The organism is Mesorhizobium sp. B2-7-1 (assembly GCF_006440735.1).
GTDB lineage: Bacteria > Pseudomonadota > Alphaproteobacteria > Rhizobiales > Rhizobiaceae > Mesorhizobium.
In genome coordinates this window covers 33,158-56,945 of record NZ_VFUA01000031.1, presented here as the reverse complement: position 1 = coordinate 56,945, position 23,788 = coordinate 33,158, and the positions used below count along the sequence as shown (strand labels likewise).

Annotated in this window: 25 protein-coding genes and 4 pseudogenes; 8 read left to right on the top strand and 21 right to left on the bottom strand. The window is 62.7% G+C overall.

Annotation, left to right across the window (positions count from 1 at the left end):
* Positions 1-166 precede the first annotated feature (166 nt).
* Complete coding sequence (locus FJ471_RS14490; protein WP_140804067.1) at positions 167-430, top strand: hypothetical protein; 264 nt, start codon at positions 167-169, stop codon at positions 428-430.
* A gap of 157 nt (positions 431-587) precedes the next feature.
* On the opposite strand, the gene FJ471_RS14485 is transcribed toward FJ471_RS14490, so the two are convergent.
* The 3 genes from FJ471_RS14485 to FJ471_RS14475 all read right to left on the bottom strand — a co-directional run bounded on the left by FJ471_RS14485 (position 588) and on the right by FJ471_RS14475 (position 2,428).
* Entirely contained in the window at positions 588-1,202 is a 615-nt protein-coding gene (locus FJ471_RS14485) for an acyl-homoserine-lactone synthase (RefSeq protein ID WP_140804065.1), read from the bottom strand.
* A 66-nt stretch (positions 1,203-1,268) separates the two neighbouring features.
* The gene (locus FJ471_RS14480; RefSeq protein ID WP_140804063.1) at positions 1,269-1,994 is read right to left on the bottom strand and encodes a LuxR family transcriptional regulator; all 726 of its coding nucleotides are present in this window, start codon (positions 1,992-1,994) and stop codon (positions 1,269-1,271) included.
* A 167-nt stretch (positions 1,995-2,161) separates the two neighbouring features.
* Entirely contained in the window at positions 2,162-2,428 is a 267-nt protein-coding gene (locus FJ471_RS14475) for a helix-turn-helix transcriptional regulator (RefSeq protein ID WP_140804061.1), read from the bottom strand.
* Between the two features lie 127 nt (positions 2,429-2,555).
* On the opposite strand from FJ471_RS14475, the gene FJ471_RS14470 reads away from it, so the two are divergent.
* Positions 2,556-3,893, top strand: a complete 1,338-nt coding sequence (locus tag FJ471_RS14470) for a threonine synthase (protein ID WP_246684722.1) — start codon at positions 2,556-2,558, stop codon at positions 3,891-3,893.
* Here FJ471_RS14470 and FJ471_RS14465 read toward each other — a convergent pair.
* The 3 genes and pseudogenes from FJ471_RS14465 to FJ471_RS35320 form a co-directional block, all read right to left on the bottom strand.
* Positions 3,888-4,961 (bottom strand): PLP-dependent cysteine synthase family protein, encoded by a 1,074-nt coding sequence (locus FJ471_RS14465; protein ID WP_140804059.1) that lies wholly within the window; start codon positions 4,959-4,961, stop codon positions 3,888-3,890. The two genes, FJ471_RS14470 and FJ471_RS14465, sit on opposite strands and share 6 nt — an antisense overlap.
* Positions 4,955-5,959, bottom strand: coding sequence for a kinase (locus FJ471_RS14460; RefSeq protein WP_224670028.1), 1,005 nt, complete (start codon positions 5,957-5,959; stop codon positions 4,955-4,957). Before FJ471_RS14460 ends, FJ471_RS14465 begins: the two co-directional genes overlap by 7 nt.
* Before the next feature lie 60 nt (positions 5,960-6,019).
* A pseudogene (locus tag FJ471_RS35320) lies at positions 6,020-6,223 on the bottom strand (hypothetical protein); the annotation flags it as partial.
* Between the two features lie 24 nt (positions 6,224-6,247).
* Between FJ471_RS35320 and FJ471_RS14450 the strand changes: the two are divergent.
* Positions 6,248-6,757, top strand: a pseudogene (locus FJ471_RS14450) (Lrp/AsnC family transcriptional regulator).
* A gap of 193 nt (positions 6,758-6,950) precedes the next feature.
* Positions 6,951-7,826 carry an ectoine/hydroxyectoine ABC transporter substrate-binding protein EhuB gene (ehuB, locus tag FJ471_RS14445; protein WP_224670027.1) on the top strand — a complete coding sequence of 292 codons (876 nt, stop codon included), beginning with the start codon at positions 6,951-6,953 and terminating at the stop codon, positions 7,824-7,826.
* A gap of 49 nt (positions 7,827-7,875) precedes the next feature.
* On the opposite strand, the gene FJ471_RS14440 is transcribed toward ehuB, so the two are convergent.
* The 10 genes and pseudogenes from FJ471_RS14440 to FJ471_RS14395 all read right to left on the bottom strand — a co-directional run bounded on the left by FJ471_RS14440 (position 7,876) and on the right by FJ471_RS14395 (position 16,599).
* Positions 7,876-8,358: a CopG family transcriptional regulator gene (locus tag FJ471_RS14440; protein ID WP_140804055.1), complete on the bottom strand. Its 483-nt coding sequence runs from the start codon at positions 8,356-8,358 to the stop codon at positions 7,876-7,878.
* Between the two features lie 5 nt (positions 8,359-8,363).
* Positions 8,364-10,349, bottom strand: coding sequence for a conjugal transfer protein TraG (locus FJ471_RS14435; protein WP_140804053.1), 1,986 nt, complete (start codon positions 10,347-10,349; stop codon positions 8,364-8,366).
* A gap of 139 nt (positions 10,350-10,488) precedes the next feature.
* Positions 10,489-12,228, bottom strand: a complete 1,740-nt coding sequence (locus FJ471_RS14430) for a VirD2 family relaxase/mobilization nuclease (RefSeq protein WP_140804051.1) — start codon at positions 12,226-12,228, stop codon at positions 10,489-10,491.
* A gap of 240 nt (positions 12,229-12,468) precedes the next feature.
* Positions 12,469-13,131, bottom strand: a complete 663-nt coding sequence (locus FJ471_RS14425) for a lytic transglycosylase domain-containing protein (RefSeq protein WP_224670045.1) — start codon at positions 13,129-13,131, stop codon at positions 12,469-12,471.
* Positions 13,132-13,241: 110 nt separating this feature from the next.
* Positions 13,242-13,571 (bottom strand): DUF736 family protein, encoded by a 330-nt coding sequence (locus tag FJ471_RS14420; RefSeq protein WP_140804047.1) that lies wholly within the window; start codon positions 13,569-13,571, stop codon positions 13,242-13,244.
* A gap of 148 nt (positions 13,572-13,719) precedes the next feature.
* Positions 13,720-14,079 (bottom strand): annotated as a pseudogene (locus FJ471_RS14415) (S26 family signal peptidase); the annotation flags it as partial.
* Positions 14,080-14,147: 68 nt separating this feature from the next.
* Positions 14,148-14,639 carry a DUF2840 domain-containing protein gene (locus FJ471_RS14410; protein ID WP_140804045.1) on the bottom strand — a complete coding sequence of 164 codons (492 nt, stop codon included), beginning with the start codon at positions 14,637-14,639 and terminating at the stop codon, positions 14,148-14,150.
* Positions 14,636-15,685, bottom strand: a complete 1,050-nt coding sequence (locus FJ471_RS14405) for a replication initiator protein A (protein WP_140804043.1) — start codon at positions 15,683-15,685, stop codon at positions 14,636-14,638. The genes FJ471_RS14410 and FJ471_RS14405 overlap by 4 nt, the downstream gene beginning before the upstream one ends.
* Positions 15,686-15,702: 17 nt before the next feature.
* Entirely contained in the window at positions 15,703-15,984 is a 282-nt protein-coding gene (locus FJ471_RS14400; RefSeq protein WP_140804041.1) for a helix-turn-helix domain-containing protein, read from the bottom strand.
* A 288-nt stretch (positions 15,985-16,272) separates the two neighbouring features.
* Positions 16,273-16,599, bottom strand: coding sequence for a DUF736 domain-containing protein (locus tag FJ471_RS14395; protein ID WP_140804039.1), 327 nt, complete (start codon positions 16,597-16,599; stop codon positions 16,273-16,275).
* Between the two features lie 531 nt (positions 16,600-17,130).
* On the opposite strand from FJ471_RS14395, the gene FJ471_RS34780 reads away from it, so the two are divergent.
* Positions 17,131-17,286 (top strand): hypothetical protein, encoded by a 156-nt coding sequence (locus FJ471_RS34780; RefSeq protein WP_181179395.1) that lies wholly within the window; start codon positions 17,131-17,133, stop codon positions 17,284-17,286.
* A 263-nt stretch (positions 17,287-17,549) separates the two neighbouring features.
* On the opposite strand, the gene FJ471_RS14385 is transcribed toward FJ471_RS34780, so the two are convergent.
* Positions 17,550-17,969 (bottom strand): DUF4189 domain-containing protein, encoded by a 420-nt coding sequence (locus tag FJ471_RS14385; protein ID WP_246684724.1) that lies wholly within the window; start codon positions 17,967-17,969, stop codon positions 17,550-17,552.
* Positions 17,970-18,058: 89 nt separating this feature from the next.
* Positions 18,059-18,355: pseudogene (locus FJ471_RS14380) on the bottom strand (hypothetical protein); the annotation flags it as partial.
* A 279-nt stretch (positions 18,356-18,634) separates the two neighbouring features.
* On the opposite strand from FJ471_RS14380, the gene FJ471_RS14375 reads away from it, so the two are divergent.
* Entirely contained in the window at positions 18,635-18,949 is a 315-nt protein-coding gene (locus FJ471_RS14375) for a DUF982 domain-containing protein (protein WP_140804034.1), read from the top strand.
* A 203-nt stretch (positions 18,950-19,152) separates the two neighbouring features.
* Here FJ471_RS14375 and FJ471_RS14370 read toward each other — a convergent pair whose 3' ends face one another.
* The 3 genes from FJ471_RS14370 to FJ471_RS14360 form a co-directional block, all read right to left on the bottom strand.
* A complete protein-coding gene (locus tag FJ471_RS14370; RefSeq protein WP_140804033.1) occupies positions 19,153-19,371 on the bottom strand; it encodes a hypothetical protein in 219 nt (72 codons plus the stop codon).
* Between the two features lie 192 nt (positions 19,372-19,563).
* Entirely contained in the window at positions 19,564-21,750 is a 2,187-nt protein-coding gene (locus tag FJ471_RS14365) for an ATP-binding protein (protein ID WP_140804031.1), read from the bottom strand.
* Positions 21,751-21,820: 70 nt separating this feature from the next.
* Positions 21,821-22,219 carry a response regulator gene (locus FJ471_RS14360; RefSeq protein WP_140804030.1) on the bottom strand — a complete coding sequence of 133 codons (399 nt, stop codon included), beginning with the start codon at positions 22,217-22,219 and terminating at the stop codon, positions 21,821-21,823.
* Between the two features lie 932 nt (positions 22,220-23,151).
* On the opposite strand from FJ471_RS14360, the gene FJ471_RS14350 reads away from it, so the two are divergent.
* Both FJ471_RS14350 and FJ471_RS14345 read left to right on the top strand, forming a co-directional pair.
* Positions 23,152-23,418 carry a hypothetical protein gene (locus tag FJ471_RS14350; protein WP_181179393.1) on the top strand — a complete coding sequence of 89 codons (267 nt, stop codon included), beginning with the start codon at positions 23,152-23,154 and terminating at the stop codon, positions 23,416-23,418.
* Between the two features lie 91 nt (positions 23,419-23,509).
* Complete coding sequence (locus FJ471_RS14345) at positions 23,510-23,695, top strand: DUF3606 domain-containing protein (RefSeq protein WP_140804027.1); 186 nt, start codon at positions 23,510-23,512, stop codon at positions 23,693-23,695.
* Positions 23,696-23,788 lie beyond the last annotated feature (93 nt).

The window sequence follows — 23,788 nt, the reverse complement described above, 5'->3', positions numbered from 1 at the left end:
CCGAACACTCGCTGAAGCAGGCCATGGCCATGCTCGACAGGGATCACGGGCTTGCGGTCAGCCTCGCACTCTGCAGCCGGATACGAACCGGCCAAGCGAGAGCGAAGGCAGCGAAGCGTCGGCTGCTCAAAATCGTGCCGCCGACCGCGCTTTGAGGAGGGCCAACATGCCGTTGCTGTTCGAACCCTTCGACATGCAATACGAGAAGCGCGCCGACCTGCACCGGGCCGCGCGGCTGGTGATGCTTCATGATCGTCTTGCCAAGCGCCTGGATCGCGTGGAATGCGCCGCCGATGAGGTTGAGCGAGCCGCGGCGGTTCTGGTCGAAGTCACGCATGACAGTGCGGTCGGGACCTTCCAGGATGCAATGCGAAGCAATTCGTCGGCAGCTTTCCTTCACCTGGAGGCTGGCCAGACGCTGGGGCTGTGACTTTAGCGCGAGCATGCCGCGTGCCTCGCCTAATCGAGCAAGTTCCGTTCGCTCGTTTCGGCCTCCCTTCCGCCCCAGAATGGTCGCCGGATAGTTTTTCAGGCGGTGATCGATTGGCGGTTTCTGTTAGCGAACTTCAGCTGCGGTGGCAATCAGCCTAAATCTTGTCCGCTACTATGACGCCGCTTATCCCATAAGCGCGGCGCGTCTGTTCAATAGCCTCAGGCGTGACATCGATCAGCAGCGCAATGATGTCGCCATCCGGATGCTCGAGAGGGTTGCCGAGTTCGAAAACCGTCCATCCCAGGGCACGCAGGCGTTTCGGCCAGAATGTTTCGCACACCACGCTGATCTGTCGAATCCCTAGATTTTGCGCCGTCTCGAGAAGACCGCAGAGAACCAAGCCGGCGATCGGCGACGACGCTCCATGTGTGCGAAGCGATGGGATGACGAAGAAACGCGTCCATTCGAAAATTTCGGCCGATCTCGGCGGCGTGCCGCCGGCGAGAATCGGGAACACCTCGCTCATGAGATGCGGCTCCAGCGTCGGGACAAGACGGGAGCCGCCGACGATCTTGCCGTTGGTATCGAGCGCCAGAACATAAAGCGCGTGCTCGTTGTCGAAGCCGTCGATCTCGATGTTTATGGGCCGGGCGACGGCGCGCCATCGTCTCTGCTTGACGTAAATTTCGTATCGTATCCGAAAGTACCGCTCCAGAACTTTCCTGTAGTGCTTCCTATTGTCCCAAGTGACCAAATGTATACGAACCATGACGCCTCCATGTGGAGGGTCGTAGGAAAACGGACTTGCCGCACGTATGACGGTATTCAGGTATTGCTAAACCTGAATTTCCTGCCTTCGCAGCGCCTTGACGATGGCATGCGACACATTGATGGCGTCGAGCTTTCCCCGAATGTTGCGCTGATGGCTTTCGACCGTGTTCCGGCTGACGCCGAGGATACAAGCGATGTCGTCGGTGGATTTGCCTTGCGCGCTCCACTCCAGGAGTTCCCGCTCACGCGCCGTCAACGGCGCGGGCTCATCGCCATCCCCGGGTGTTCCCAGGCCTGCGAGGCGGCGAAAGGTATGCACGCAAAGCGTTTCGATAAAGGGCATTGCGCTTGGCGGAACTTCCATGCGGTCGCTTGCGGCGGTGACGACGCTCGGACCCGCCAGCGGAACGTGAATCGGGACACAGATACCTTCTTTCATCCCGAACTCAGCCGCCTCGTCCATCACCAGCTTCGCGCGTGCAGAGAGCTTCGCGGCCGGAAGCTCGCGCCACAGGAAAGGCTGTGGCGAGTGCCGGCACTGCGCAACGCAAGGATCGTGCAAAAAGTGATCCTCGGAGACGTAGCGACGATACCAATCGGGAGGCCAGCCATCGCCCAGGATTTCGCGCTGCCAGTCCATGTCATGCGGCACCGGCAGGCCGGTAATCAGAAAATTGCGCAATCCGTAGCACGCCAGGGCTGAGCGGAACTCTTGAAGGATTGCCTCAGCAGACCCCGCAGTGTCGATCTTCGACATCGCCGTCAAGAGGTCAATGATTTCGTTCTCCATTGGCAGACCTCGACCACAGAAAAGGCCCTACCCGCGGAACAACCTATGCGTGTCTAGACGCCATCTTCAATGGGACCGACGCCGAATGTATACTGAAGGAGTCAACTACACGGCTAAAGTCAAGAAAAGTTGAATTGCACTCAATGTCTCGACGAAAACAGGAGCCTTCATTCCGTCGACTTCGCGGCATCTTGTTTCGTCACCCGAATAGCTCGCCTATTTGCCGGGTTTGCCGAAACCAACTCTTGCGGCTCGACATTCAAGGCTTTGGCCAAAATCTCGACTGTATCCAGGGTGGCGTTGCGGCGTCCGGCTTCGACACTGCTGATATAGGCTCGCGTGCGCCCCGAGATGAAAGACAACTGCTCCTGGGAGAGCTTTCTTTCTCTGCGAAGCCGCTGCACGTTCAGACCGAAAACGCCGCGAAGTTTCATCAACCAACGGATGCTACGACGCGCACTATGGTGCGACACACTATAGTGCACATTCCGCATTGACAGCGGTGCCGTTGGCTGTTTGAAACGACGAGCGAATTCATCGTTTCCCGGACAAGGAATAGCCATGGCGAGCCGGCCGTTTCGCGATCTCGCGGACAACATGACCGCGCATTCCACAGGCGAGATCAGCCGACCCGGGACGGTCGAAAGCCGGGTCCTGGAATTCGCCTGCATCCGATGCGGCGCCGTCTATCCCGCCGATGTCACCATCGACTCCAAAGGGTGCTCGCGGTGCCGAGACAGCGCGCCGGCAAATCTTCGGCCGCTCTATGCGGTGCCGCAGCGTGATGCGTTAAACGGTGCGACCAACCCGCGCTCGCTTTGGCGTTTTGAGCATATGCTGCCCTGCACGGCCGCAGACGCCGTAACCCTAGGCGAAGGCCTGACACCTTTGCTTGCCGCGCCGCGCGTCGGCGCGTTTCTCGGCGTGCCCAACCTCGCAATCAAGGACGAGGGCCGAAACCCGACCTGGTCGCATAAGGACCGCTTCTCGACGGTAGCCGTCAGCGTGGCGCGCGCACGTGGCGCGAAGATCGTCGCGACCGCCTCATCGGGAAACGCCGGCGCGTCGCTGGCGGCTTACGCCGCCAGAGCGGGGCTCAAATGCGTCGTCACCACTTTCGCGGGCTCATCCGGCGCGATGCTGGCGCAAATCCGCAAATACGGCGCGACGGTGCTGCCCCTGGTCAGCAAGATGGACCGATGGTCGCTGCTGGAACAGGCCGCCGCCCGCTACGACTGGTTCATCGCCTCGCCCTATCACGGTCCCGTCGTCGGCAGCCATCCCCTCGGCATCGAAGGCTATAAGACGATCGCCTACGAGATCGTCGAGCAGTCGGATGGAACGGCGCCAGACTGGTGCGTCCTGCCGGTCTGCTATGGCGATGCGTTGTCGGGCGTGTGGGCTGGCTTTTGCGAGTTGTACGCGCAAGGGTCGATCTCGCGCCTGCCTCGCCTCGTCGCGGCGGAGGTTCACGGCTCGCTGGCGGACGCGCTTGCAAGCGGTGCCGACGCCCTGAGCGAACGCGAGATGCTCTTCGACAGCCTTGCCGTGTCGATCGGAACCCCGCGCAGCACCTTTCAGGCCCTGAAGGCTCTGCGCGACTCCGGCGGGCACGCCGTCCCCGTCAACAATCACGCCCTGATCGCGATGCAGGAGAGACTTGCGCGCGACGAAGGGATTTTTGCCGAACTGGCGTCGGTAACGCCGCTGATCGCGATATCGACGTTGAAGGATCAAGGCGTCATCGCAGCAACAGACCGTGTCGTGGCGGTGGTGACAGCCAGTGGGCTCAAGGACCTCGATCGGTCCGCTGGATCGAACGAACACGGCCAGATCTTCCAGACGACGGACGACGCCTGGCGCTGGCTCGACAAGAACGGCCCGGATCTCGCTTCATAGATTCTCCGCGGCACCAACAGCCGGCGGCATATCCCCTGCTGCCTGCGCTTTCAGGACATCGTCGAGACTGCGGCGCAGCCAAAGGAAGCGCGTCCACTGTGTCTCCGCGGCCGGCGCGATGGTCGTCAGCGTTCTCGGCTCGGACGGCGTCTTGCAGGGCCAGCCGGGCAGCGCGCCGAGCCAGTCGTCATTGTAGACAGTCTCGGCATGGCGATGGCCTTCATCGGGCATGATGACCGCGACCTGCGCGTCTGGAAGGGTCGTTGCGACCCATTGCGCCACCAACGCGGCGGCGCCGCTTGTCGGCCCCTGGAAGATACCGTGCTTACGCAGCAAACGGTGCGCGGTCGTATAGGCCGGATAGGCGCCAACCCAATGGACCTCGTCGACAAGCTCATGCCTGACATTTTTTGGCAGAACGCTATTGCCAAGGCCCCGTAGCATGCGTTTGCCAACGGGCTGCCCGAACAGGATGCTGCGATGGGTATCGACGGCAAATACCGTCAGATGAGGAAAGACAGTTCGCAGGAAGGACGCGGTGCCGCATAGCGAGCCGCCTGTACCGATGCAGCCGACCAGGCAGTCGACCCTGCCCATCGCCCTGATGAAGAGTTCGGCTAGGCGCGCATAGGCGAGCCAATTGCCCGGACTGTCGTATTGGCGGGTCCAGAAGCCGTCCGCCTCCCTAGCCAGGATTTCCTGGAGGCGCTCGAGGCGGCCAGGCTGATTGCCGTCGCCGCGCGGATCGTCAAGTGCGATGACCGTGGCGCCGATGCGCTCCAGGCGGGCCTTGTACTTGGCATCGATCAGCGTTGAAGCGGTGACAAGCGTGAGACGGTAGCCACGCGCCGCCGCGAGCAGCGCCACCGCCATGCCGAAGGTGCCGGACGTCGTCTCGACAATGTGGGAGCCTGGCTTCAGTTCGCCATTCGATGCCGCCCGATCCAGAATGTAGCGGGCGGGCATCAGCTTCATCAGCGGAAAAGCAGCGGCGACGAGATTTGGCGCCAGGAGCGCAAGGCGCGGGGTTTCGAGGTCCCTGAAATAGTCCACGTTGAAGCTCACCATGTCCAGCCCTCCGCGTTGACCAGATGGACCTCGACATCCTTGAAGCCGGCGCGTCTTATCTGCTCCGCGACCAGAGCTGCCCGTCGCTTCAGGTTCGATGCGAAAAGATCGAAAATCAGACCGAACAGCGAGCCGCTATGGGCGACTTGCACCCCGCACGCCCCGGCTCGCCTGGCGATTTCGGCTATCTCGTCAAAGCCCTGTTTCGGCAAGTGCCTTTGGCCGATCAAGGCGCTGGCCGAGGCGGCGCGTCCGAGAAGATACGGGTCCTGCAGGCGGACCGCCCGCGCCACCAGCGCCCGAAGGACACCGAATTCCTGGATTTCGGCGCTGTCATAGCGAGCGGGCGGCAGTTGCAGCGTGTCGACCGGGACGCCGCCATTGGCCTTGAACCCTAGCAGGAGCAGCGGCGGCAGGGAGCCGCCGAAATTCTCGATCACCGTGCCTTCGCGTTGCGCGAACAGGACCGCATGATAATCAAAGGCGATCGCGTCGCTGGCGCGCTCGGCCGCAACGGCGAGACGCCCGATGGTGGAAGGCCGCAACTGGACCGTGAGGGCCGCGGCGACGGCGCGAATGGAAGCGACGACGTCCGCCGTCGATGAGCCGTAGCCGTGCCCCACGGGAATCGAGCTTCGAAGTGTCAGCACGCCGCCGCCACCGGCGTTCAAGGAATCGAGCGTCAGCCGCGCCGCGGCCGCCGCCTTGATCTTGTGATCGGGGTGGACGACGATCGCATCGTCATCACTCCTGGCGAAGCTCGCCTCCGATCGCAAGCCGGCGACCGGCAGCGTTACGAGCCCGCGGTGCAGGCGCCCGCCATCATCCTTGAACACGCCCTGGATGAGTTCGCCGTGATGCGCAATTGCCGATGCCGTCCCAACCAACAGCCTCGGCGTTTCATGACTCATAGAGTCGCTGGCGCCAGCCATTTCCACCTCCCCCACGTTTACTCGCAGCGGAGGAAGATCGCGCCGACGACTGACAGCTGCCCTCAAGGAATTCCGGTATTGACAGCTTCTATCGCGCGCTTCGGCCGGGAGCCGATGCTGGCGCCGTCAGGCGGCGAAGCCAAGGTGCCTCAGCGGCCGGCCGGCCGAAACCGATCGCGCCGCGGCCATGATACCTTGCGCATCGATCCCGTAGTGCCGGTAGAGATCGGCGATCGTACCCGTCTAGCCGAAATGCTCGACCCCCAGCGCGCGCGTGCGGTGGCCATAAACCGACCCGAGCCAGGCGAGCGTCGCCGGATGCCCGTCCAAGAATGACGCCCAGACGAGGGAAACATGCCAAATCCGGCACTCGACGCAATCGACCTGAAGAGCATCGCCGCGCTGCAGAAAAAAGCCAAGGCGACGGCGAACGACCTCGCCGAGGCCGTCGGTCTTTCGCCTTCGCCTTGCGCCCGCCGCGTGAGGCTGCTGGAGAGCGCTGGGATCATCAAAGGTTACACCGTCGTCGTCGACCAGAAGAAGGTCGGCCTGCCAATCAGCGCTTTCGCATCGATCAAGCTCGAACGCCAACGCGAGGACGACCTCGACCGCTTCTCGCAAGCCGTGCTGGGCTGGCCCGAGGTGGCCGATTGTTATCTGATGACTGGCCAGCGGGATTACCTGATGCGCATCGTGGTGCGACCTCGAGGCCTATGAGCGGTTCATCAAGGACAAGCTGACGCGTCTGGACAACGTCGCTTCGATCGAAAGCACCTTCGCGCTGGGCCAGGTCAAGCGCTCGGACGTCCTGCCTATCTGATCGGCTGCATTCTGCAGCAGTCATTTGCGGCGCCAGCCGGGTGAGTTGGAGCCCCGCCTGACTTCGCCCGCAAGTTTGATTCCCTCGCGCCGGAAGCGACGGCGATTGCCATTCTCTTTGTTGCAATCTTTCGTACATATGTTGTACATATAGATTGACGGCTCCGGTCTCAGCAACGTAGCGTTGAATGGCCAGAGCGAACGCCTGCGCGAAAACCAAATCTCATGGGAGGACTGCATGATGAAATTTCGAGCCCGATCGGCCGTCATTGGCCTGGCCTGCATCGCCTACGCCGCGATTGTAGGATCTGTGCTGCCGGCCTCGGCGGAAACAACGAAAGAACGCATCCTGAAGGAGGGACGGATCGTCATCGGTATCCATAATCGCGCGCCATGGGGCTACAAGAAGGAGGGAACCGGCGAGTTGCTCGGCTGGCACCCGGATCTCCTCAGAGCTGCGTTCGCCGATCTCGGCGTCAAGCAGGTCGACTTCGAGGTGACCGAGTTCGGCGCCCTGATACCGGGCCTGATGGCTGGGCGTTTCGACGCGGTCGCGTCCGGTCTGTCAATCACACCGCAGCGCTGCCAGCAGGTCGCCTTCGGCGCGCCGGACCTGAGATCGGACGACGCGGCGATCGTGCTGGCCGGCAACCCCAAGGCCATCCACAGCTATGCCGATCTTGCCAGGAAACCCGACACGATCATGGGCGGCGGCCGCGGCAGCAACGTGATCGGGAACGCCATTGCCGAGGGCGTGCCGGAGAACCGCATCCTGCAGTTCCCGGACGTCGAGACCAACCTCGCGGCACTGCGCGCCGGCCGCATCGACGCCGCCGTGTTCTCTTCCCCGACAGTGATCGGACTGCTCGCCGGCAACAAGAGCCCCGATCTGGAGCGCGCCAGCCCGTTCACCACCAGCGAGAAGTCTATCAGCTATATCGCGATCGCCTTCCGGAAGGACGATGGCGATCTCCGCGACCTTTACAATCAGGGTCTGGCGAAGGTCATGTCGAACGGCACGATCGCCACCATCATGGCGAAGTATGGATTCGGTCCCACGGAAAACGTGCCGCCAGGATTGACGACCTCGCAGCTATGCGGTGCCACCAACTGACCAGCGCTCGCCAGCCGAAGGCGCTGGCGTCAAAAGATCGGCTGGCGCCTCACGAGCTCGGGCGGCGCCCCTCCGCCGACATGTCCTTAAATCCCGATCGTTCAGGATCGCTCGACGGCGCGACGTCTTCGGGGATTTCCTGCCGCAAGGTCGGTCCCTTGGCCAGGCGCCTGCCGAGCGCGGAGACGAAGGCCTCATAACGCTCGCTCGCCTTGGTGCGCGCTGCCTGGGCCATCGGCTCGGGCAAAGCAGGGGTGGTCGCCAGCCAGAACCGGATGAAAACCGCCAGCGTTTCAATCGAGATGCCGCCATCGCGCTCGAGCCGCGCGATCCGGCGGTCGATCCGATCGAGACGCTTGGAAATCGCTCCCTCGCGTTGCGCGTCGGCATCTGGAGAGAGGAAAGAGGCTATCGCCGCTTCGGCGATGAGCGACTGAGAACGGTCCCGCCTGGCAGCATATTCGATCAGCGCCGCCATCACGGCGGGATCGAGATAGACGGAAATCTGCACCTTTTTCTTGGCTGCCGTCACGGCCGTCACAACTCCATGCCGTCGTCCGGATCGAGCGCGATCTGCCGCGCCACGCCCCGCGTAAGCCTAGCCATCCGACTGCTGCTCGCGACGAGACCATCCGTCTCGTCGGCCGCGTCGGGCTCGAATTCGTTGACGAGCGGCGGCTCCGCCGCAGCCGGGAGAAAGGGATCGAGCTCGGGCTGGCGCCGCCATTCGGAGTCGCTCGATTCCTCGTGGACTTCCGGCGCGACAGATGTGGCCGGTGCACCCGACGGAGACGGCGGCAGCGGACGGTTCGTCCAATCGTCAGGCTTCATCTCGAATCGAGGCGCAAGCGCCGGTGGCGGCAGAATGCGCTCGCGCAATCGCGGGTCCTCGAAATAGCGCGCCTTCTTCGCCCGGATCGGCGGCGTGCCCGCCAGCATGACGATCTCATCGGCGGTCGGCAGCTGCATGATCTCGCCGGGTGTCAGCAAAGGCCGCGCCGTCTCCGAGCGCGAAACCATGAGATGGCCAAGCCATGGCGAGAGCCGGTGACCGGCATAGTTCTTCATCGCCTTCAGCTCGGTTGCCGTGCCGAGGGCATCGGAGACACGCTTGGCGGTGCGTTCGTCATTGGTCGCGAAGCTGACGCGCACATGGCAATTGTCCAGAATGGAATTGTTCGGCCCGTAGGCCTTCTCGATCTGATTGAGGGATTGCGCGATCAGGAAGCTCTTCAGCCCATAGCCGGCCATGAAAGCGAGCGCGGACTCGAAGAAGTCGAGCCGTCCGAGCGCAGGAAATTCGTCCAGCATCAGAAGCAGCCGATGGCGATCCGTCCTGGCCTCCAGATCCTCGGTGAGGCGCCGGCCGATCTGGTTGAGGATGAGACGGATCAGCGGCTTCGTGCGACTTATGTCGGAGGGCGGCACGACGAGATAAAGCGTCGCGGGACGAGGATCCCCTACCAGGTCGGCGATGCGCCAGCCGCAGGCGCGGGTCACCTCGGCCACGACCGGGTCGCGATAGAGCCCAAGAAAGGACATGGCGGTCGAAAGCACGCCGGAGCGTTCGTTGTCGGACTTATTCAGCAACTCACGGGCCGCGCTGGCGATGACGGGATGCGGACCGCCCTCCCCCAGATGCGGCGTCGTCATCATGGCTGCCAGGGTCGATTCAATCGGCCGCTTCGGATCGGACAGGAACGCCGCGACGCCGGCCAACGTCTTGTCCGGCCCTGCATAGAGCACATGCAGGATCGCCCCCACCAGAAGCGCGTGGCTCGTCTTTTCCCAATGGTTGCGCCTTTCCAGCGAGCCTTCGGGATCGACGAGGATGTCGGCGATGTTTTGCACGTCGCGCACCTCCCACTCCCCGCGGCGAACCTCGAGCAAGGGGTTGTAAGCGTCGGATCTGGCATTGGTCGGATCAAACAGCAGCACCCGGCCATGTCGGGCGCGGAATCCTGCGGTGAGGCGCCAGTTCTCGCCCTTGATGTCATGGACGATCGCCGAGCCAGGCCAGGTCAGCAACGAAGGGACCACAAGGCCGACGCCCTTTCCCGAACGCGTCGGCGCAAAGCAAAGCACATGCTCAGGCCCCTCGTGGCGCAGGTAGTGAGACCCGTACCGCCCCAGCACCACGCCGTCGGGGGCGAGCAGGCCTGCCGCCTGCACCTCGCTCTTTTCGGCCCAGCGCGCTGAGCCGTAGGTCGCGACCTTCGTCGCCTCGCGGGCACGCCAGAGCGACATGCCGATCGCCACGATGATCGCGATGAAGCCGCCAGACGCGGCAATGAGACCGCCGCGCAGGAAGATGCCAGGCGCGTAGGCATCGTAGAAGTACCACCACCAGAAGATGGCGGGTGGATAATAGACCGGTATGCCGCCGATGACGAACCACCGCGTCCCCAACCTCGCTTGGTAACCCAGTTGCCACGCCGACCATTGCGTCGATCCCCATATCGTGAAGAGCACGATCAGGAAGACGACGACGATCTGCCCCCAGAGGACTTTCGTTCCCGACATTGGTTTCTCCTCGTGCGAGAGGCCGGCAGGTCGATGCGAGATTCAACAGGCGGCGCACACCGATCGCGTCGCGGCGCGCTGCGGGTAAGGAAAACAGGTGATCGGCAACCCAAGATTCCAGGTCGATGTGAGAGCGCCCTCACAAGCCGAGAACCGGCTTGCGCCCGAAGCTCCAATCGGCGCCGCCGTCGCCGCGGATGACGCCGGAGACGTGCTTGCCAAGATGGCGCTCCAGCGACGGCGTCCAAGGCACGAGCTGGAAGCCGAGCCCGTCATCGATCATCGCGAAACGGCCCGATGCGAGCGCGAAGCGCTGGCTGTAGGTACCGGACACGAACTCGCCCTTACCCGCACGGTTGAATGGCTGGCCGGTTTGGACGGCGAGCCTTTGTCCCAGCGCGTCGAGTTCCCTGCGGCGCAGCGTGTCGATCAAGCTGCCGGCAAAGACGGTCCTGCCCGGCTGCCGCTCAGCCAGCCCCAGTCCGACTAGGTGCTGGGCGCGCCGATCGAGCGCCTGGCGCACCTCGGCGCCGAAGCCGCCATCGGAAAGAGCCGTTGCAGGACGGGCGAGCGCCTGCCTGTCGAGCCAGGTCGCTCCGTCAGCATGGACCTGACGTTCGATCGAGAGATCGGAGCGGACCGCAAGCGCCTGCCGCCGGCGCCCTTGAGCGTCCTCAAATCTGCGCAGTTCGACGATCGAGCCCGGCGCGCCGTCGCCTGCCGCCTCGATGTCGGCGAGCCGGACGTGATGACAACGGCCGTCGACGCCATCGATGACGGCGTAGGCGGTGCCCAAGAGTTCGTCATCCAATCCGCGCTCGATCAGGCGACCGACGATCGTCTCGCCGACGTTTTCGGCGGCCAGCACATAGCTGGCGCTCGCGCGTTCGATGCCGCCGGCCGAGAATGCGCGATGCATGCGTTTGATGATATCGGCGCGCTCGCTCATCGCACGCAACGTTGCCTCGGCGCCGTCGCTGACGATCCATTGGCCTGGACCAAGCTGTTCGGCGAGGCCCAGCGTTTCCAGCCTGCGCAGCCGACCCACCTTGAGCGCGATGAATTCGTCAGGCTGGCGATCGGCATGCGGCGCGAGATCGATGACGCCGTTGTCGCGCGCATCCCGCTGCAACTGGCGATCGAGCCCGGTCCACCGCTCGGCCTCGACCTGGCGCTCGACATGCCGGCGGATCTCGAGATCGGACCGGGGGCCGAGCTCCTGCGTGACGAGCTCGCTGGCGCGATCGCGCATGCCACGGCTGATATAGTCGCGCGAGATCACCAGGTCCTGGCCGTCATCGGCCCGGCCGCGCAGGATGACGTGGACGTGCGGATTGTCGGTGTTCCAGTGATCGACCGCGACCCAGTCGAGCGCCGTGCCGAGATCCTTCTGCATGCGTCCCATGAGGTCGCGGGTGAAGGATTTCAGGTCGGCCATCTCGACGGCGTCCTCTGGCGAGACGATGAAGCGGAAATGATGCCGGTCGTCCTTGCAGCGCGCGACGAAATCCGTGGCCGGGACATCGTCGCCCTCCGGTCCAAACAAGCGGGCCTTCGCGTCGTCGCGCGTGACGCCCTCGCGTCGCAGATAGTTGAGATGGGTCGCCAGCGGAGCGCCATGCTTGGAATGGCGAACGACGCGGGTTTTGATCGTGGTAACGCGCGAGCGGCCCGTCAGCAGCCGATTGGCCTGAACGCTCGCTGCCCGGCCGCGTCCGAACCGCGAGCTGTTACCCGACCCGATCCGGCCGGACCGCGACACGCTGCAGCCAGTCTTTTGCGCCGCCGCAAGCGCCTGGGCGATGAAGGGCCGCGACGATTGGGCTCGAGTCGAGCGAATGCGACCCGGACGGACGCGGAAATCGCTTTCATCGGACACGACACACGTCCACACACTGGCAAAAGCTGACAAAACACAATGTTTTAGGTGGTCTCAGCACATTGCGCAGCACTGCTGCAATGTGCGGAAAGCGGCAAAAAACGCAGCAAATCCAATCAACCGACCGCCGCACAATGTGCGGCCTTTTATCTTGCCATCCCTCGGTTGATGTTGATGCCTCGTGGCCTCGTCCGTTCGTACGCCCCGGCAACCAGGAAGCCACGATTTGCAAAACTCGCGTCATTGCGCCGATGCCCCGGCTTCGGACGCGGCGAACAGGCCGCGAGCCTGCGAACCGGGCGCGAAAAGATTGCGGATGGGAGCTGCCGCCGAAGGCTTGACGGATGCGCCTTTGCGGGGTGCGGGATCGGGCCCCACCTCGGAGGCCGATTGCGCTGTAAACAGAGGCGCGATCCGCCAACTCACGGTCTTCGCATGGGCGGCGATGAGCACGCCGGGCGCATCACCGCCGCCCCAGAAAGGGCGAAGCTTCGCAACATAGGCCCGGGTCTCAGCCGGCAGCGGGCGGCCCTTCAAGGACGCTTCGTAACGCGCGGGCCCGGCATTATAGGCGGCCAGAAATCCGGGTGAACCGTATCGATCAAAGAGCTCGCGAAGATAGGCGGTGCCGGCAAGGATGTTGTCGCGCGGATCATAGGGGTCGCGGCCGAGCTGGTGACGAAGGCGCAGCTCGGACCAGGTTCCAGGCATGATCTGCATCAAACCGACCGCCCCCTTCCGCGAGATCGCGCGCGGGTCGCGGGCGCTTTCGAGATGCATGATTGCACGTATCCAGCGCTCAGGAACGCGGAAGCGGTGCGATGCCTCGGCGATATGCGCGGCAAAAGGATCGTCCGCAAATTTGCGCGAGACCGGCGCGGTCTCTGCTATGGCCCCCGTCATCGCATGACAGTAGATCAGCATGCCCGCGATAAGGAGACGTGCTTCACGCCGCGTGGGCAGCCAACTGACGGGCCGGCAATCGTGCGCATAATTCGGCGCCGACGGCCCTCTCATCGGACGCGCTCCGGCTTTGCTTTCGGCCGGATCCAGCGCAGCGACCAGGAGCCGTCATCGGATCGGAAGAGACCGGCGCGGAAGCGCCGGCCGAATAGCGGATCCTCCAATCGGCAGGACAGATAGTCGCCAGCCGTCTGCCCGATTTCCTTCCAGGCGGCGCCGACTTCTGGACCGCCGGGGGCGCCGATGTGGATCCTGAAATCCGGCGACTTGCCGTCGGATGTCGTCGTCGGGACGAGCACCAGCTCGGCGTCCACGAGCAGCGTTCGAATGCGCCCTGAGTAACCGGATTGTGTTTTCTGGAAGACGCCGATCTCGGCCATGGACTATCTCCTTCCTTTGTTGGCTGGGCTGGATTTCAGTTTGCGGGAGCGAGCCAGGCGAAATGCCATCGCCCCTCCCGTCGGTCCAAAGCGGCAGCGCGCGTCCGACGATCGAGCTCGCCGGAAAAGGGCCGAAATAGCGGCCGTCGAAACTGTCCTGGACTTGTCGGTTCATGACGAAGATTTCGTCGGCTGCGATGATGCGGCAGCCCTGCCAGTCAGGCAGGGCGCGTCCCTTGCGGTCGCGCTCGAGCGCGGCACCCACCGCAACCCCGTTCACCGTGATGACACGGCCGACGCGGCAGACTTCTTCTCCGGGAAGCGCCTCGATGTGCTTCAGCATCGGCACGCCGAGTGGAAGGTAACCACGCGTGGCCGCGAACCGGGCGATCGTCTCTGGCGGGTCGATGACAGCGAGCGCGCCAGCCCTTGGAATGGCCATTTTCTGGATCGCATAGAGCCCGATCGGTGCGCTGGCGGACGCGTTCCACAGCAGCAGCGGCGGCATCTCAACCAGAGTCGGCGCGACGGTCGTGACGACGGCCGCAAGCGCCGCGGCCATGCAAGCGCGGCGGCTCACGTTGTCGCTCGCTTGCGCAACAGAAAGGCCCGGTGCTGCTCGAGCGAATAGACACGCGGCGTTCCGCCGGCGACCAGCCGGTTGTGGGTCTGACGCCAATAGTCGGGTGCCGCCTCGGCCGGATCGAGGCCGATCGCCTCGATCGCGTCGATCAGTTGGAGAACGCGCTGAACCTTGTCCCAGCTCGCGATCTTGAGCAGAATCTCGCCGCCTGGCCGGATGTAAGGCAGCCTCTGATAAGGCTCATCGGGCAAGACGGTGCGCACGATGTCGATGCGCGAAACGACGGTGCCAAAGTCGTTCGCCGCCCATCGCACGAACGCAAAAACACTGCCCGGCGCGAATCCGACGACACGGCGCCGCTTGTCGATGATCGTCTGATGGGCGGGACGTCCGAAGCGGATGCGGTTCTCGATCCGCTTCTCGATCCAGACCAGCTCGACCGTCGTGAGGCCGTCGCGCGGCGCAGACTGGGTGGACGACGTCATGAGTCGTCTCCCTCGCGCTCGCCGATCCACCGCCGCTTCGACACCCCAGTTCGGGGCTTGCTCGCAAGAATGTTAGATCGAGAGTTAGACTCTAAGTTAGGAGCCGGATTTTCGGTTTCGAGTCCGCCCCTTAAGACCGATTGCGGTTCCCGAAAGCACGACGATGCGGTTCCCGACGGCACGATAGTTCGGGTTCCCGATGGCACGAGCCTATCAACAGGCGTCGGCGCCGGTTCGAAAGCCAACAGCACACGGCCGCTGGCTTCGACTTCCGTGAACAGAAGGTACCCGGGCAGAGGTTGGCGGTGCACGATGTCACGCAGGTCGAACGCGAACCGCTTCAGCGGGGAAAGGCTGCCAGACTTGCGATGCAGGTGGCTGATATCGAAACGCCAGCCGGCGCGCTGGCGGCCACCATGCTTGCGCACCAGCCGATAGAGCCAACGCTCCAGGCCGCCCGTCAGCCCGAAATACGCACGGTCAATGGTAAGGATCAAAGCGTTGTCGAGGACGGCGCGATAGAACCAATCTGGCAAAATCAGTTCGACGCCAAGCGGTCGGCCGTCTCGGCCGGCGCGCTCCTGCCACTCGTTGATCCAAGAGAAGCGGTGGCGCCTGCCTTCCGCCGGCTGGCGAATGGAGGTGACGACGCTTGTCGACTGCAGGCGATCAAGCGCGGCCTTGAGGCGCTGATAGTCTCGCTTCGAGACGCCGCGGCCGATGAAGGTAAGCATTTCGTACGGCGTCGCGGCCATGAGGCGCGACGTGCGCAAGCCGGCGTCCCGCGCGTTGACGATCTGGCTCGCGGCCCAGATCAGGATGTCGGCATCCCAGATCGTCGCCATGCCGTGATCGGGCATCGCTTCGACGCGGATTGCCACATCGCCGGCGCGAAAGTCGATCGGCGCGATGCGCCTCGATTTGGCGAGGGAAAAGAAGGGATAGGCCATGAGATCCTGCGCATCGCGTGGCGTGACGACACCTGGCAGCGCCTGGAACAGGTCGAGCTGTTCGCGCTCCAATGGTGGGCATGGTCGTGCCGACATGGGGGAGATCAGCGGGCTCAGCGCCTTTCGCGCCCGGCATAAGCAATAAGGCGCGCCGCCTGGGGCTTGGCGGGCAGCACCGTGCCATGGGGATCGGATGTCGACGTCATCGCACCGCGCTGGACCCAGGCCTGGAGGTCGTCGACGGCGTAGACGACCCGGCCGCCGAGCTTGCGATAGGCAGGCCCGGTTCCGTAGGTGCGGTGTTTTTCCAAAGTACGCGCCGAAAGGCTGAGGAAATGCGCAGCTTCCGAAGTGCGAAGGTAGCGCGGCGGCAAGGGCGCGGCGTCGGCGTTCATGAGGTGTCTCCTTCCGGCCGTTGCGGTTGAACGGCGATCGACGGCCAGGATGGAGGAGCGTGGGGACGGCGATCAGGTGCGCAATTGAGGAGCGCTATTTCGCACCGCTGAAGAGCGCCTCCAGGAGGCAACGGGCGCGCAGTATTGGCGGTCGCCATGGTCAACCATTCGCGCCGCCGCGCAGCAACCAATGCATCCGAAGCCGTCCTGGCGGATGACGGCGCGGAAAGCTTTCGCGGTTAACAGGAGAAGACGCCTCGCCCGGTACCGGGCGAGGCGTCTGCCAAGTCACTCGCCATTGCGGCGGTTGGGGCGGGACCAGATGAGGCTGTGGCCCTCGCCTTCCTCGTCGGCGAAGAGGTTGGCGTAGATCGGAGCGGTGAAGCTCGGATCGTCGAGCTTGAGCCCGAGATAATCGCGGCCCTCGTTGGAGCGCTTGGACCAGGCCGCGCCGATCTCGGCCTTGCCGACCACCACGCGGTGGCTTGGCGCGTTCTCGCCGCTGGCGCGGGTGTCGAGGATGATGCGCACGTTCTTGGCCTGGACGCTGAGGGTGACGATCTCGCCGGCGAACTCGTTCGCACTGGTCTTCTTGAAAGTGCCGATGGTAGCCATTTTCAGTCTCCGTTTCTTCGTTTCCGAGCCCGCACCATGCGACCTCGATGGCGATCGTTGGGCCGGAGGCGACCGCCGCCGCATCGCTTGCGACCGCAGCAAAGCGCAGGATGGCAAAAGGCGCGCGTTTCTTGGTTCCGCGAGGAATGGGCTTGCCCAGGGGAAGAAACTCACGACGCGCCATTGCGGCGTAGGCGGTCGAGGCTTCAGCCGTCCTTCGGCCAGATCAGCCCGTTCGAGAGGTCGTTGGTGCGCTCTGTAAGATGAAGGAGAGAGGCAATGGCGGCATAGGGGACTGAAAAGACCAGGCGGGCTTTCTCGCCGCTCTACCGAGCTCAACGGAGCCGCCTTATCATACGGTCGGATAAGCGCTTCCGGCTTGACTTGCGCGTGATGCGAGCGGCTTTGCACCAGCTGCCTGGAGACGGTGGTGGCGCAGATTCAGCGAGCTGGTGCTTGCTTGCTGCCGTTGCAGAGAGCGGAGATACAGCGTTCCAATCGCTCCAACCGCGATTTATGCGACCGCAATTGATGCCCTATATCATGGAATTTCGTTCGCCTGCGGTGGTCGCCACCCCCGGCAAGCAACTCTTGTTCCAGCTTGGCGATCTGGTCTCTGACCTGCGTCGCCTCGGCAATACGCCGTTCTCTGATCCATCCGCGACCCTTCACCTGACCAGCCCGTGATCTACCCTGTTGTATGCTTCGGATGCCTTCGAAGTGTCGGTCGATCGGGGTCGTGCCAGGGAAGATCGCAAGTCAGAGTTCATCGCAGGCAATGTCATGAGTATCGTGATTGGTGGGGGTGGCCCGGAACGGGATATGTGGCCGCAATTATCGGCGGCAACCCCGAGGTCAAAATCTTCTTACCGAGCTAAAGGGACAGCTGGGGCACTAGCCTCTCATGGGGAGCATGGAAGACGCGGCCAAACCTGCCTGACAGGTCCGATTTATGTGCACACCCACTCACGGACTGTGCAATTCCCTCCGCCGCTCTCGCACGCTTTGAGCGCCGTCTCCTCGGCGGCACGCGCGGACTGCGCGGTCTTTGCGCTCCAATTCCCCACTTGCCCTGGCGCTTTCCTTTCCACAGCGAGCGCACCGCAATGATCGTAGGGGAAGGCAGTGCTGTCATCGTCGTCCCAATGGCGGTGGTTGCGGAAGACCGCAACGGGCATGCAGCTTTTGCCGCCGGCATTTGCACAGTGCTTCAGCGCGGTCTGCGTGGCTTCCTGGCGCGTGTCGGCTCCCCAGAAGAAGCCGTGCTTCCCGTCGGCTCTCGAATAGGCGATCGCCGCCCAGATTCCCCTCTCCTCACGCGCAGGCGGACCGGCCGCCAGGTCCGCCGAAACGGCCGGCCCGCCCCACATAAGAAACATGCATAAAGCTGTCACGAGCGGTTTGCGCGTCACGTTGGATTTCCCAGAAGTGGCACCCATTGCATTCGCGCCGCGCCCGCCTACTGTGCAGCCGATGCCACGGAGATGACGATGCAGCTTTGCGCTGACGGCAACAGCAAGGCTTGGCCGTTGTTACCGCCAAGCTCATAGACGGCGACCTGGCCCAGATTGTCGGAGATCTTGCTGTTGGGCGGGAACATGGCAGGCACGCTCGTGCAGGGCTTGGCAAAAGGCACGACCCTGACCATGCCCTCGCAGGCTGAGCCGGTCGGGGCGGCGAAGATAACGCCGGCGGCCGGCCCGTTATACTGGGTTGTCGCATAGTCCATGCCGACCAGCGCCTGCATGGGATGCTTGAAATAGCCAGGAGCGCTCGCCGGCTGCGACTTGCTTCGGCTGGGCTGAGGCTTCTGGCAATTGCCTTCCGAAACCCGGATTTCTCAGACCGAGGCAGCATTGAAATAGACGCCAAACTGATGGCCCGTAACCCGGCCCGCCAACTCTCTTGAAGTGGAAATGTACCCTTCCAATATTTTCTCTGTAACCGAGAGCGCTTGCCCGCGGGGACCTGGTGCCCTGTTCGCTTGGGCGTGTCGAAGGCATATCCTGCTCGGGTGGTAAGAAGGGAGGTTGCTATGGAAAGTGGAGCGTTCAAGCAGCCGATTTTCGTGAGGGACGACGGCTTCGTTCTTCGAAAGATCGAATGTCTCATGGATGCGATAGAGTTTTTGGAGGAATGGCCTGTCGAAAGGCGCGGCCTTCTGCACGCAGCTGCGTGTGAAACCTGCTACTCCGCGTATGATGGCCGGAAGTCTGTCGAGGCGGCGCACAAGACATTTACGACTTGGGCACGCAGGGTCAGGGTCATCGAGGATGTCCCGTTGGCGCCATCGTGGATGACAGGACCGAAGATCGGCCCTGTAGATCGCCTTACAGAAGTTGACCGCTGAATTCGCTGCGAGGGTTCTCGGGCCGCCGGCCCGCCGAAGATTGCATCGAAGACCAGCTGCGAGCCTGACCTTTCAACCACTGCTTTTGCGCTCGGACGGCTCCAGTGCAAAGGCCCATGGGCGTCCGCACGCGCGTGCCACATTGCCGGCCAGCCGGCTGAAGGTCTTTTCCAGCTGTTCCCCGGTCTGGTCTGCCATGGACGTCACTGAGCGGGGCTGGCCAGCTTCTTCCTGGTGCGGCTTTGTCGACTTGCCCTCAATCGCAAGGCCCTGACGAACGCAATCGCGCCCATGTCACAGCCATGGCGGGAAGGACCGTTTGAGCTGATGATGATTTTGGCTTGTTGGACGGTGAGCCCATATTTGCGGGCGAAGGTCTCGACGTCGTAGGCGTCGACCCAGTTCTCGATATCTTTGCTCATTCTGTCCCATGGATGGCCGAAGGTTTGTCACAACGCCGCAGCGGGTGCGAGGTTGCAAAGCCTCCGAACAGAAAATCGCGGCCCGGTGTAGCGGAGCCCTGCCTGGCACCCGGCGCTGCGCACAGGGTCTAGCTTCCTGATCTGGTTTGACCCGCCGTGGGCCATCCTCACGACCGAAGCTGAGTGCATTGCTTAACTGGCTTTATCGAGCACGTCGCGGATCTTGGCCACGAGTTCTTCAAACGAGAAGGGCTTGGAAAGAAGCTGGACGCCCTTGTCGAGCCGTCCGTGGTGGACGATGGCGTTGCGCGAATAACCCGTGGTGAACAGGGCCTTGAGGCCGGGCCGGAGTTCGGCAGCCCGTTTGACAATATCGGCGCCGGTCATGCCGCTAGGCAGGACCACGTCGGTGAAGATCATATCGATGCGGACATTGTCCTCCAGGAACGCCAAGGCGGAAGGTCCGTCGCGGGCTTCCAGAACGAGGTAGCCGAGCTCCTTCAAAGATTCCACCGTGTAGGTGCGGACATCGAAGTCGTCCTCCACCACCAGGATCGTCTCGCCGGTGGCAGCTTCGGGGACGGGCAGGACCTCCGGGGCATCCTCAATCGACACCTCCGAAAGGAGCCGCGGGAGGTATATCTTGACGGTCGTGCCCTCCCCGACTTCGGAGTACAGTTTGACGTGGCCTTTGGACTGTTTGACGAAGCCATAGACTTGGCTCAACCCAAGGCCCGTCCCGCGCCCCTGCGCCTTCGTCGTGAAGAACGGCTCAAAGGCGCGTGCGAGGGTTTCACCGTCCATGCCGGAACCCGTATCGGAGACGCTGATGGCGGTATATTGCCCAGCCAGCACCTCAGCGTGAAGCGCCGCATAGGCCTCGTCGAGATGGGCGTTGAAGGTTTCGATCGTCAGCTTGCCACCGTTGGGCATGGCATCACGAGCGTTGATTGCCAGATTGAGCAAGGCGCTTTCAAGCTCGTTGGGGTCGGCCTCCGTTTTCCAAAGGCCGCCTGCGAGCACGATCTCGATCTCGTAGATTTCACCCAAGGTCCGATGCAGCATTTCGGACATGCCGCGGATCAGGGCATTGGCGTCGACCGGCTTGGGATCCAAGGGTTGACGGCGGGCGAAGGCGAGGAGGCGTTGCGTCAGTGCCGCCGCGCGTTGGGCACCGGTCATCGCCTGGGCGGTCGCGCGCCGCAGCCTGCCCATCTCCTGCGGCAGATTGCGGTTGAGCGTATCAAGGTTTCCGACGATCACCTGCAGCAAATTGTTGAAGTCATGCGCCACTCCCCCTGTGAGTTGGCCGATGGCCTCCATTTTTTGGGCCTGCCGCAAGGCCTCTGCATTCTGTTGCAGTTCCTGCGTTTTCTGAGCAACCAGTGTCTCAAGATCGGCATTGAGTTGCCTTAGCGCATCCTCGGCGCGCCGACGCTCCTGCAGCTCGCGCTCAGCCGCCTCGAACAGCCTTGCGTTGTCTATGGCGATCGCCGCTTCGCCGGCGAGACCCACAAGGATTTGCTCTGATCGCTCGCCGAAGACGCCCGTTTCGGCATGACCGAAAAACAGGCCTCCAATCACCTCCCCCGACCGTGAGACGACTGGCACCGCGAGGTAGCTTCTGACCGGAAGATGCCCTTCGGGCATGCCCTTGCGCGGCGCGTTTTGGCCGTAGCGGGGATCCTTTGTGATGTCGTCGGATCTCACTATCCCTGTGCCCTCGAACGTGGGCGCAAAGACCTGGGTGTTGCGCGGCATCGGGAATCCCGAGAAGGCTTCGCGAGGAACACCGGAAAGGCTGTAGAGCATATAGCTCTGGCCGGCGGCGTTGACGACGTTGTAGAAGAACGCGCCGAACTGTGCGCCAGTGAGCTCCACGCCGGCATCGGTGACGATCTGGACCAGCTTTTCCAGATTGTTCTCTCGAGCAAGCGCGGCCCCGGCGCGGTTGAGGATCTCAAGCGCCCTGGTCTGCTCCTGGAGGCGCAACTCGGTGTTGCGCTGTTCGCTGCGATCCCGCAGAATTTTGACGAAACCGACAAGGCTGGCGTTGCCATCGAACAGAGGAGTGGTTTCGCCAACCGCCCAGAACCGGCTTCCATCCTTTCTTTGGCGCCAGCCCTCGCTGCCGCCGCGACCGTGAAGGCGGGCGTCGGACAGCTCTTCGGCGAGCAGCGCATCACCGCTTTCCGGGGGAAAGATCCGCGCTAAAGTCTGGCCGAGCATTTCGGCCTCGCTCCAGCCGAGAATGCGTCGCGCGCCTTCGCTCCAAGCTGTGACGACCCCTTCAGCATTCAGTATGATGATGCCGGTGTCGACGGCGCTGTCCAGAATCTGCCGAACTTCTGCGGAGGCGTTTCGAAGCGTATCATTCATCGGAGATCCGGCAGCAAAGGATGTCAGGATGGTCGAGCCCGGGAGAGGTTCGGCCACTAGCAGAGCAAGGCTACTCTGGCGCAGTCAAGCCCAGCAGATGCCTAACGTGAGCCGCAAGAGTCTCCGTCAAAAACGGCTTGGCGACGACAAACGTCCGATCGTCGACAACATCCTCCGCCGCGGGGGCATAGCCGGTGATCAACAACACCTTTAAGTCCTTCCTCGTTCGTCGGGCAAGGTGGACCAGTTGATGTCCGTTGACACCGCCCGGCAAATTCAGATCGGTCACCAGTAGGTCGACTGGTTGATCCGAATCGAGCACCGTGGTGGCCTCAACAGCGTTGCCGGCTTCCATGGCGGCGAGACCAAGCTCCTCCAAAGTGTCGACGACGAGCATACGGATCAGCGGCTCATCATCCACGACCAGAACCCTTCGGATGGGCTCCATGCCTGACTGGAACTCACTCATGGGGGCCTCCTGAATTTGCTCCTACGAGAAATCGCCCTGCATTCTAAACCCCGAAACCGATCAACGCCGTCCTGACGGGAGAACAGAACGCTCCCACAAAGGGAAGGTTGCCACCGCGGTCGGGACGGTTACCCTGGGATGGCCGTGCTCGTGCGCTGGTGCTGCCCCAACCAAGCATTAGCGGCGCAAATGAAACCTCCGTGCCGGTCGCTGGTTGATACAGCTGCCGGAGGTTTTCATCTATGGGTAGAGTTCGAGACAGCGATAGCCGGCGTGCAAAGACGCCCCGCAGCCGCCCGCTCAAGGGGGAGGACACGGAGGTCAAGCACGTCGTAGACACTCACTCGGTGTCGGAGAGCCAAGCTCGCGAACTTGTCAGGCGCCACGGCAACGATTGGCGTAAGATCGACGAGGCTGCGAAGTCCTACAAGGACGAAAACTGACGCTGTCGTCGATGTGTCAACGCCATTTTTCCCCCTCCTGGGGAAAACCGATGGAGCAATTTAGTCTCCACCCTCAGCCGGCTCTTCCCCTTTTTCTCAGCACACGTTGCCACATTCACCTGTTGCACAACACGCAACCCCATGTCGGGGATGGCTGCTGCCGACTCCTGCGGTAGGCCGTGCCCTGAAGTTCGAAGCTGATTGGAGTCATTGTGCTGAAGTAGACCTTGATCGAGGAGTGACGCTTCTCCTCGCCCTTAAGCGTTTCGACCTCGCCGACAGGCCTAGGCTTCAGCCACCGCGCTGTTCATTCTTTAGTCCTTCGGAGGCGGCGCAGCGTCGCTTGCAAAGGCGAGATGAAGGACGAAATCCAACGTATGACTGAAATTGTTTCCAAAGGGCCGAGTTCCATTAGCGATGCCTAATTGAATGATGGAACAATTTCGAAGGGACCGGCATTGTTGGTGGAATTCAACGGAGGGCCACCCAATGTCCATCATTGAGAGCATCACCGGCATTTTCTCATCAAAGGAAGAGCCGAAAAAGGCGCGTGCAAGAAAGGCTGCGCCAAAGAGCGCCACACCAAAGAAAGCCTCTGCCAAGTCGTCAGCTGCCAAGAAGACTGGTGCGGCTCCGGCGATGTCGGCTCACTCGAAAGACGCCGCCTCCAAGGGTAAGTCAGGACGGCAGAAGGCGCCGGCCAAAGAAGGCAGCTCACTGACCGAAGACAACCTCGCGGAAGCGGGTTCTCCTTAGCGGACGGCTTTGATACCGCGTCGACGCTGCGTCGGCCACTAAGGAACATTCGTTATCGGCCACTGTTCTTCTCTGACCAGGAGGAACAACTATGGCAGACGATAAGACCCAACGAGACTTTCGCGACCGTGATCGCGTATCGGCCGACGAGGATTATGAGGTCCGCCATTTCGCCAAGCAGTACCGGATCAGCCCCGAGCAGGTGCGCGAGCTGATCAAAGAACACGGCAACGACCGTAAGACGTTGGAGCGAGAAGCCAGAAAGCTTCGCGGATGACGAGGCTTGCAGAGCTCGGCCCTCCGAAACGGGTGACGGTGCACTCCCCGCCCGGCTCGAGGGAGGATTCCGACTTCTATCGGTGCGAAACGT

What these genes read in the sequence shown, in the direction of transcription:
- FJ471_RS14490 (WP_140804067.1), top strand. Translation starts at nt 167, where the DNA reads ATGCCGTTGCTGTTCGAACCCTTCGACATGCAATACGAGAAGCGCGCC.
- FJ471_RS14485 (WP_140804065.1), bottom strand. Translation starts at nt 1,202, where the DNA reads ATGGTTCGTATACATTTGGTCACTTGGGACAATAGGAAGCACTACAGG.
- FJ471_RS14480 (WP_140804063.1), bottom strand. Translation starts at nt 1,994, where the DNA reads ATGGAGAACGAAATCATTGACCTCTTGACGGCGATGTCGAAGATCGAC.
- FJ471_RS14475 (WP_140804061.1), bottom strand. Translation starts at nt 2,428, where the DNA reads ATGAAACTTCGCGGCGTTTTCGGTCTGAACGTGCAGCGGCTTCGCAGA.
- FJ471_RS14470 (WP_246684722.1), top strand. Translation starts at nt 2,556, where the DNA reads ATGGCGAGCCGGCCGTTTCGCGATCTCGCGGACAACATGACCGCGCAT.
- FJ471_RS14465 (WP_140804059.1), bottom strand. Translation starts at nt 4,961, where the DNA reads ATGGTGAGCTTCAACGTGGACTATTTCAGGGACCTCGAAACCCCGCGC.
- ehuB (WP_224670027.1), top strand. Translation starts at nt 6,951, where the DNA reads ATGATGAAATTTCGAGCCCGATCGGCCGTCATTGGCCTGGCCTGCATC.
- FJ471_RS14435 (WP_140804053.1), bottom strand. Translation starts at nt 10,349, where the DNA reads ATGTCGGGAACGAAAGTCCTCTGGGGGCAGATCGTCGTCGTCTTCCTG.
- FJ471_RS14425 (WP_224670045.1), bottom strand. Translation starts at nt 13,131, where the DNA reads ATGACGGGGGCCATAGCAGAGACCGCGCCGGTCTCGCGCAAATTTGCG.
- FJ471_RS14420 (WP_140804047.1), bottom strand. Translation starts at nt 13,571, where the DNA reads ATGGCCGAGATCGGCGTCTTCCAGAAAACACAATCCGGTTACTCAGGG.
- FJ471_RS14410 (WP_140804045.1), bottom strand. Translation starts at nt 14,639, where the DNA reads ATGACGTCGTCCACCCAGTCTGCGCCGCGCGACGGCCTCACGACGGTC.
- FJ471_RS14405 (WP_140804043.1), bottom strand. Translation starts at nt 15,685, where the DNA reads ATGTCGGCACGACCATGCCCACCATTGGAGCGCGAACAGCTCGACCTG.
- FJ471_RS14400 (WP_140804041.1), bottom strand. Translation starts at nt 15,984, where the DNA reads ATGAACGCCGACGCCGCGCCCTTGCCGCCGCGCTACCTTCGCACTTCG.
- FJ471_RS14395 (WP_140804039.1), bottom strand. Translation starts at nt 16,599, where the DNA reads ATGGCTACCATCGGCACTTTCAAGAAGACCAGTGCGAACGAGTTCGCC.
- FJ471_RS34780 (WP_181179395.1), top strand. Translation starts at nt 17,131, where the DNA reads ATGCCCTATATCATGGAATTTCGTTCGCCTGCGGTGGTCGCCACCCCC.
- FJ471_RS14385 (WP_246684724.1), bottom strand. Translation starts at nt 17,969, where the DNA reads ATGTGGGGCGGGCCGGCCGTTTCGGCGGACCTGGCGGCCGGTCCGCCT.
- FJ471_RS14375 (WP_140804034.1), top strand. Translation starts at nt 18,635, where the DNA reads ATGGAAAGTGGAGCGTTCAAGCAGCCGATTTTCGTGAGGGACGACGGC.
- FJ471_RS14370 (WP_140804033.1), bottom strand. Translation starts at nt 19,371, where the DNA reads ATGAGCAAAGATATCGAGAACTGGGTCGACGCCTACGACGTCGAGACC.
- FJ471_RS14365 (WP_140804031.1), bottom strand. Translation starts at nt 21,750, where the DNA reads ATGAATGATACGCTTCGAAACGCCTCCGCAGAAGTTCGGCAGATTCTG.
- FJ471_RS14360 (WP_140804030.1), bottom strand. Translation starts at nt 22,219, where the DNA reads ATGAGTGAGTTCCAGTCAGGCATGGAGCCCATCCGAAGGGTTCTGGTC.
- FJ471_RS14350 (WP_181179393.1), top strand. Translation starts at nt 23,152, where the DNA reads ATGTCCATCATTGAGAGCATCACCGGCATTTTCTCATCAAAGGAAGAG.
- FJ471_RS14345 (WP_140804027.1), top strand. Translation starts at nt 23,510, where the DNA reads ATGGCAGACGATAAGACCCAACGAGACTTTCGCGACCGTGATCGCGTA.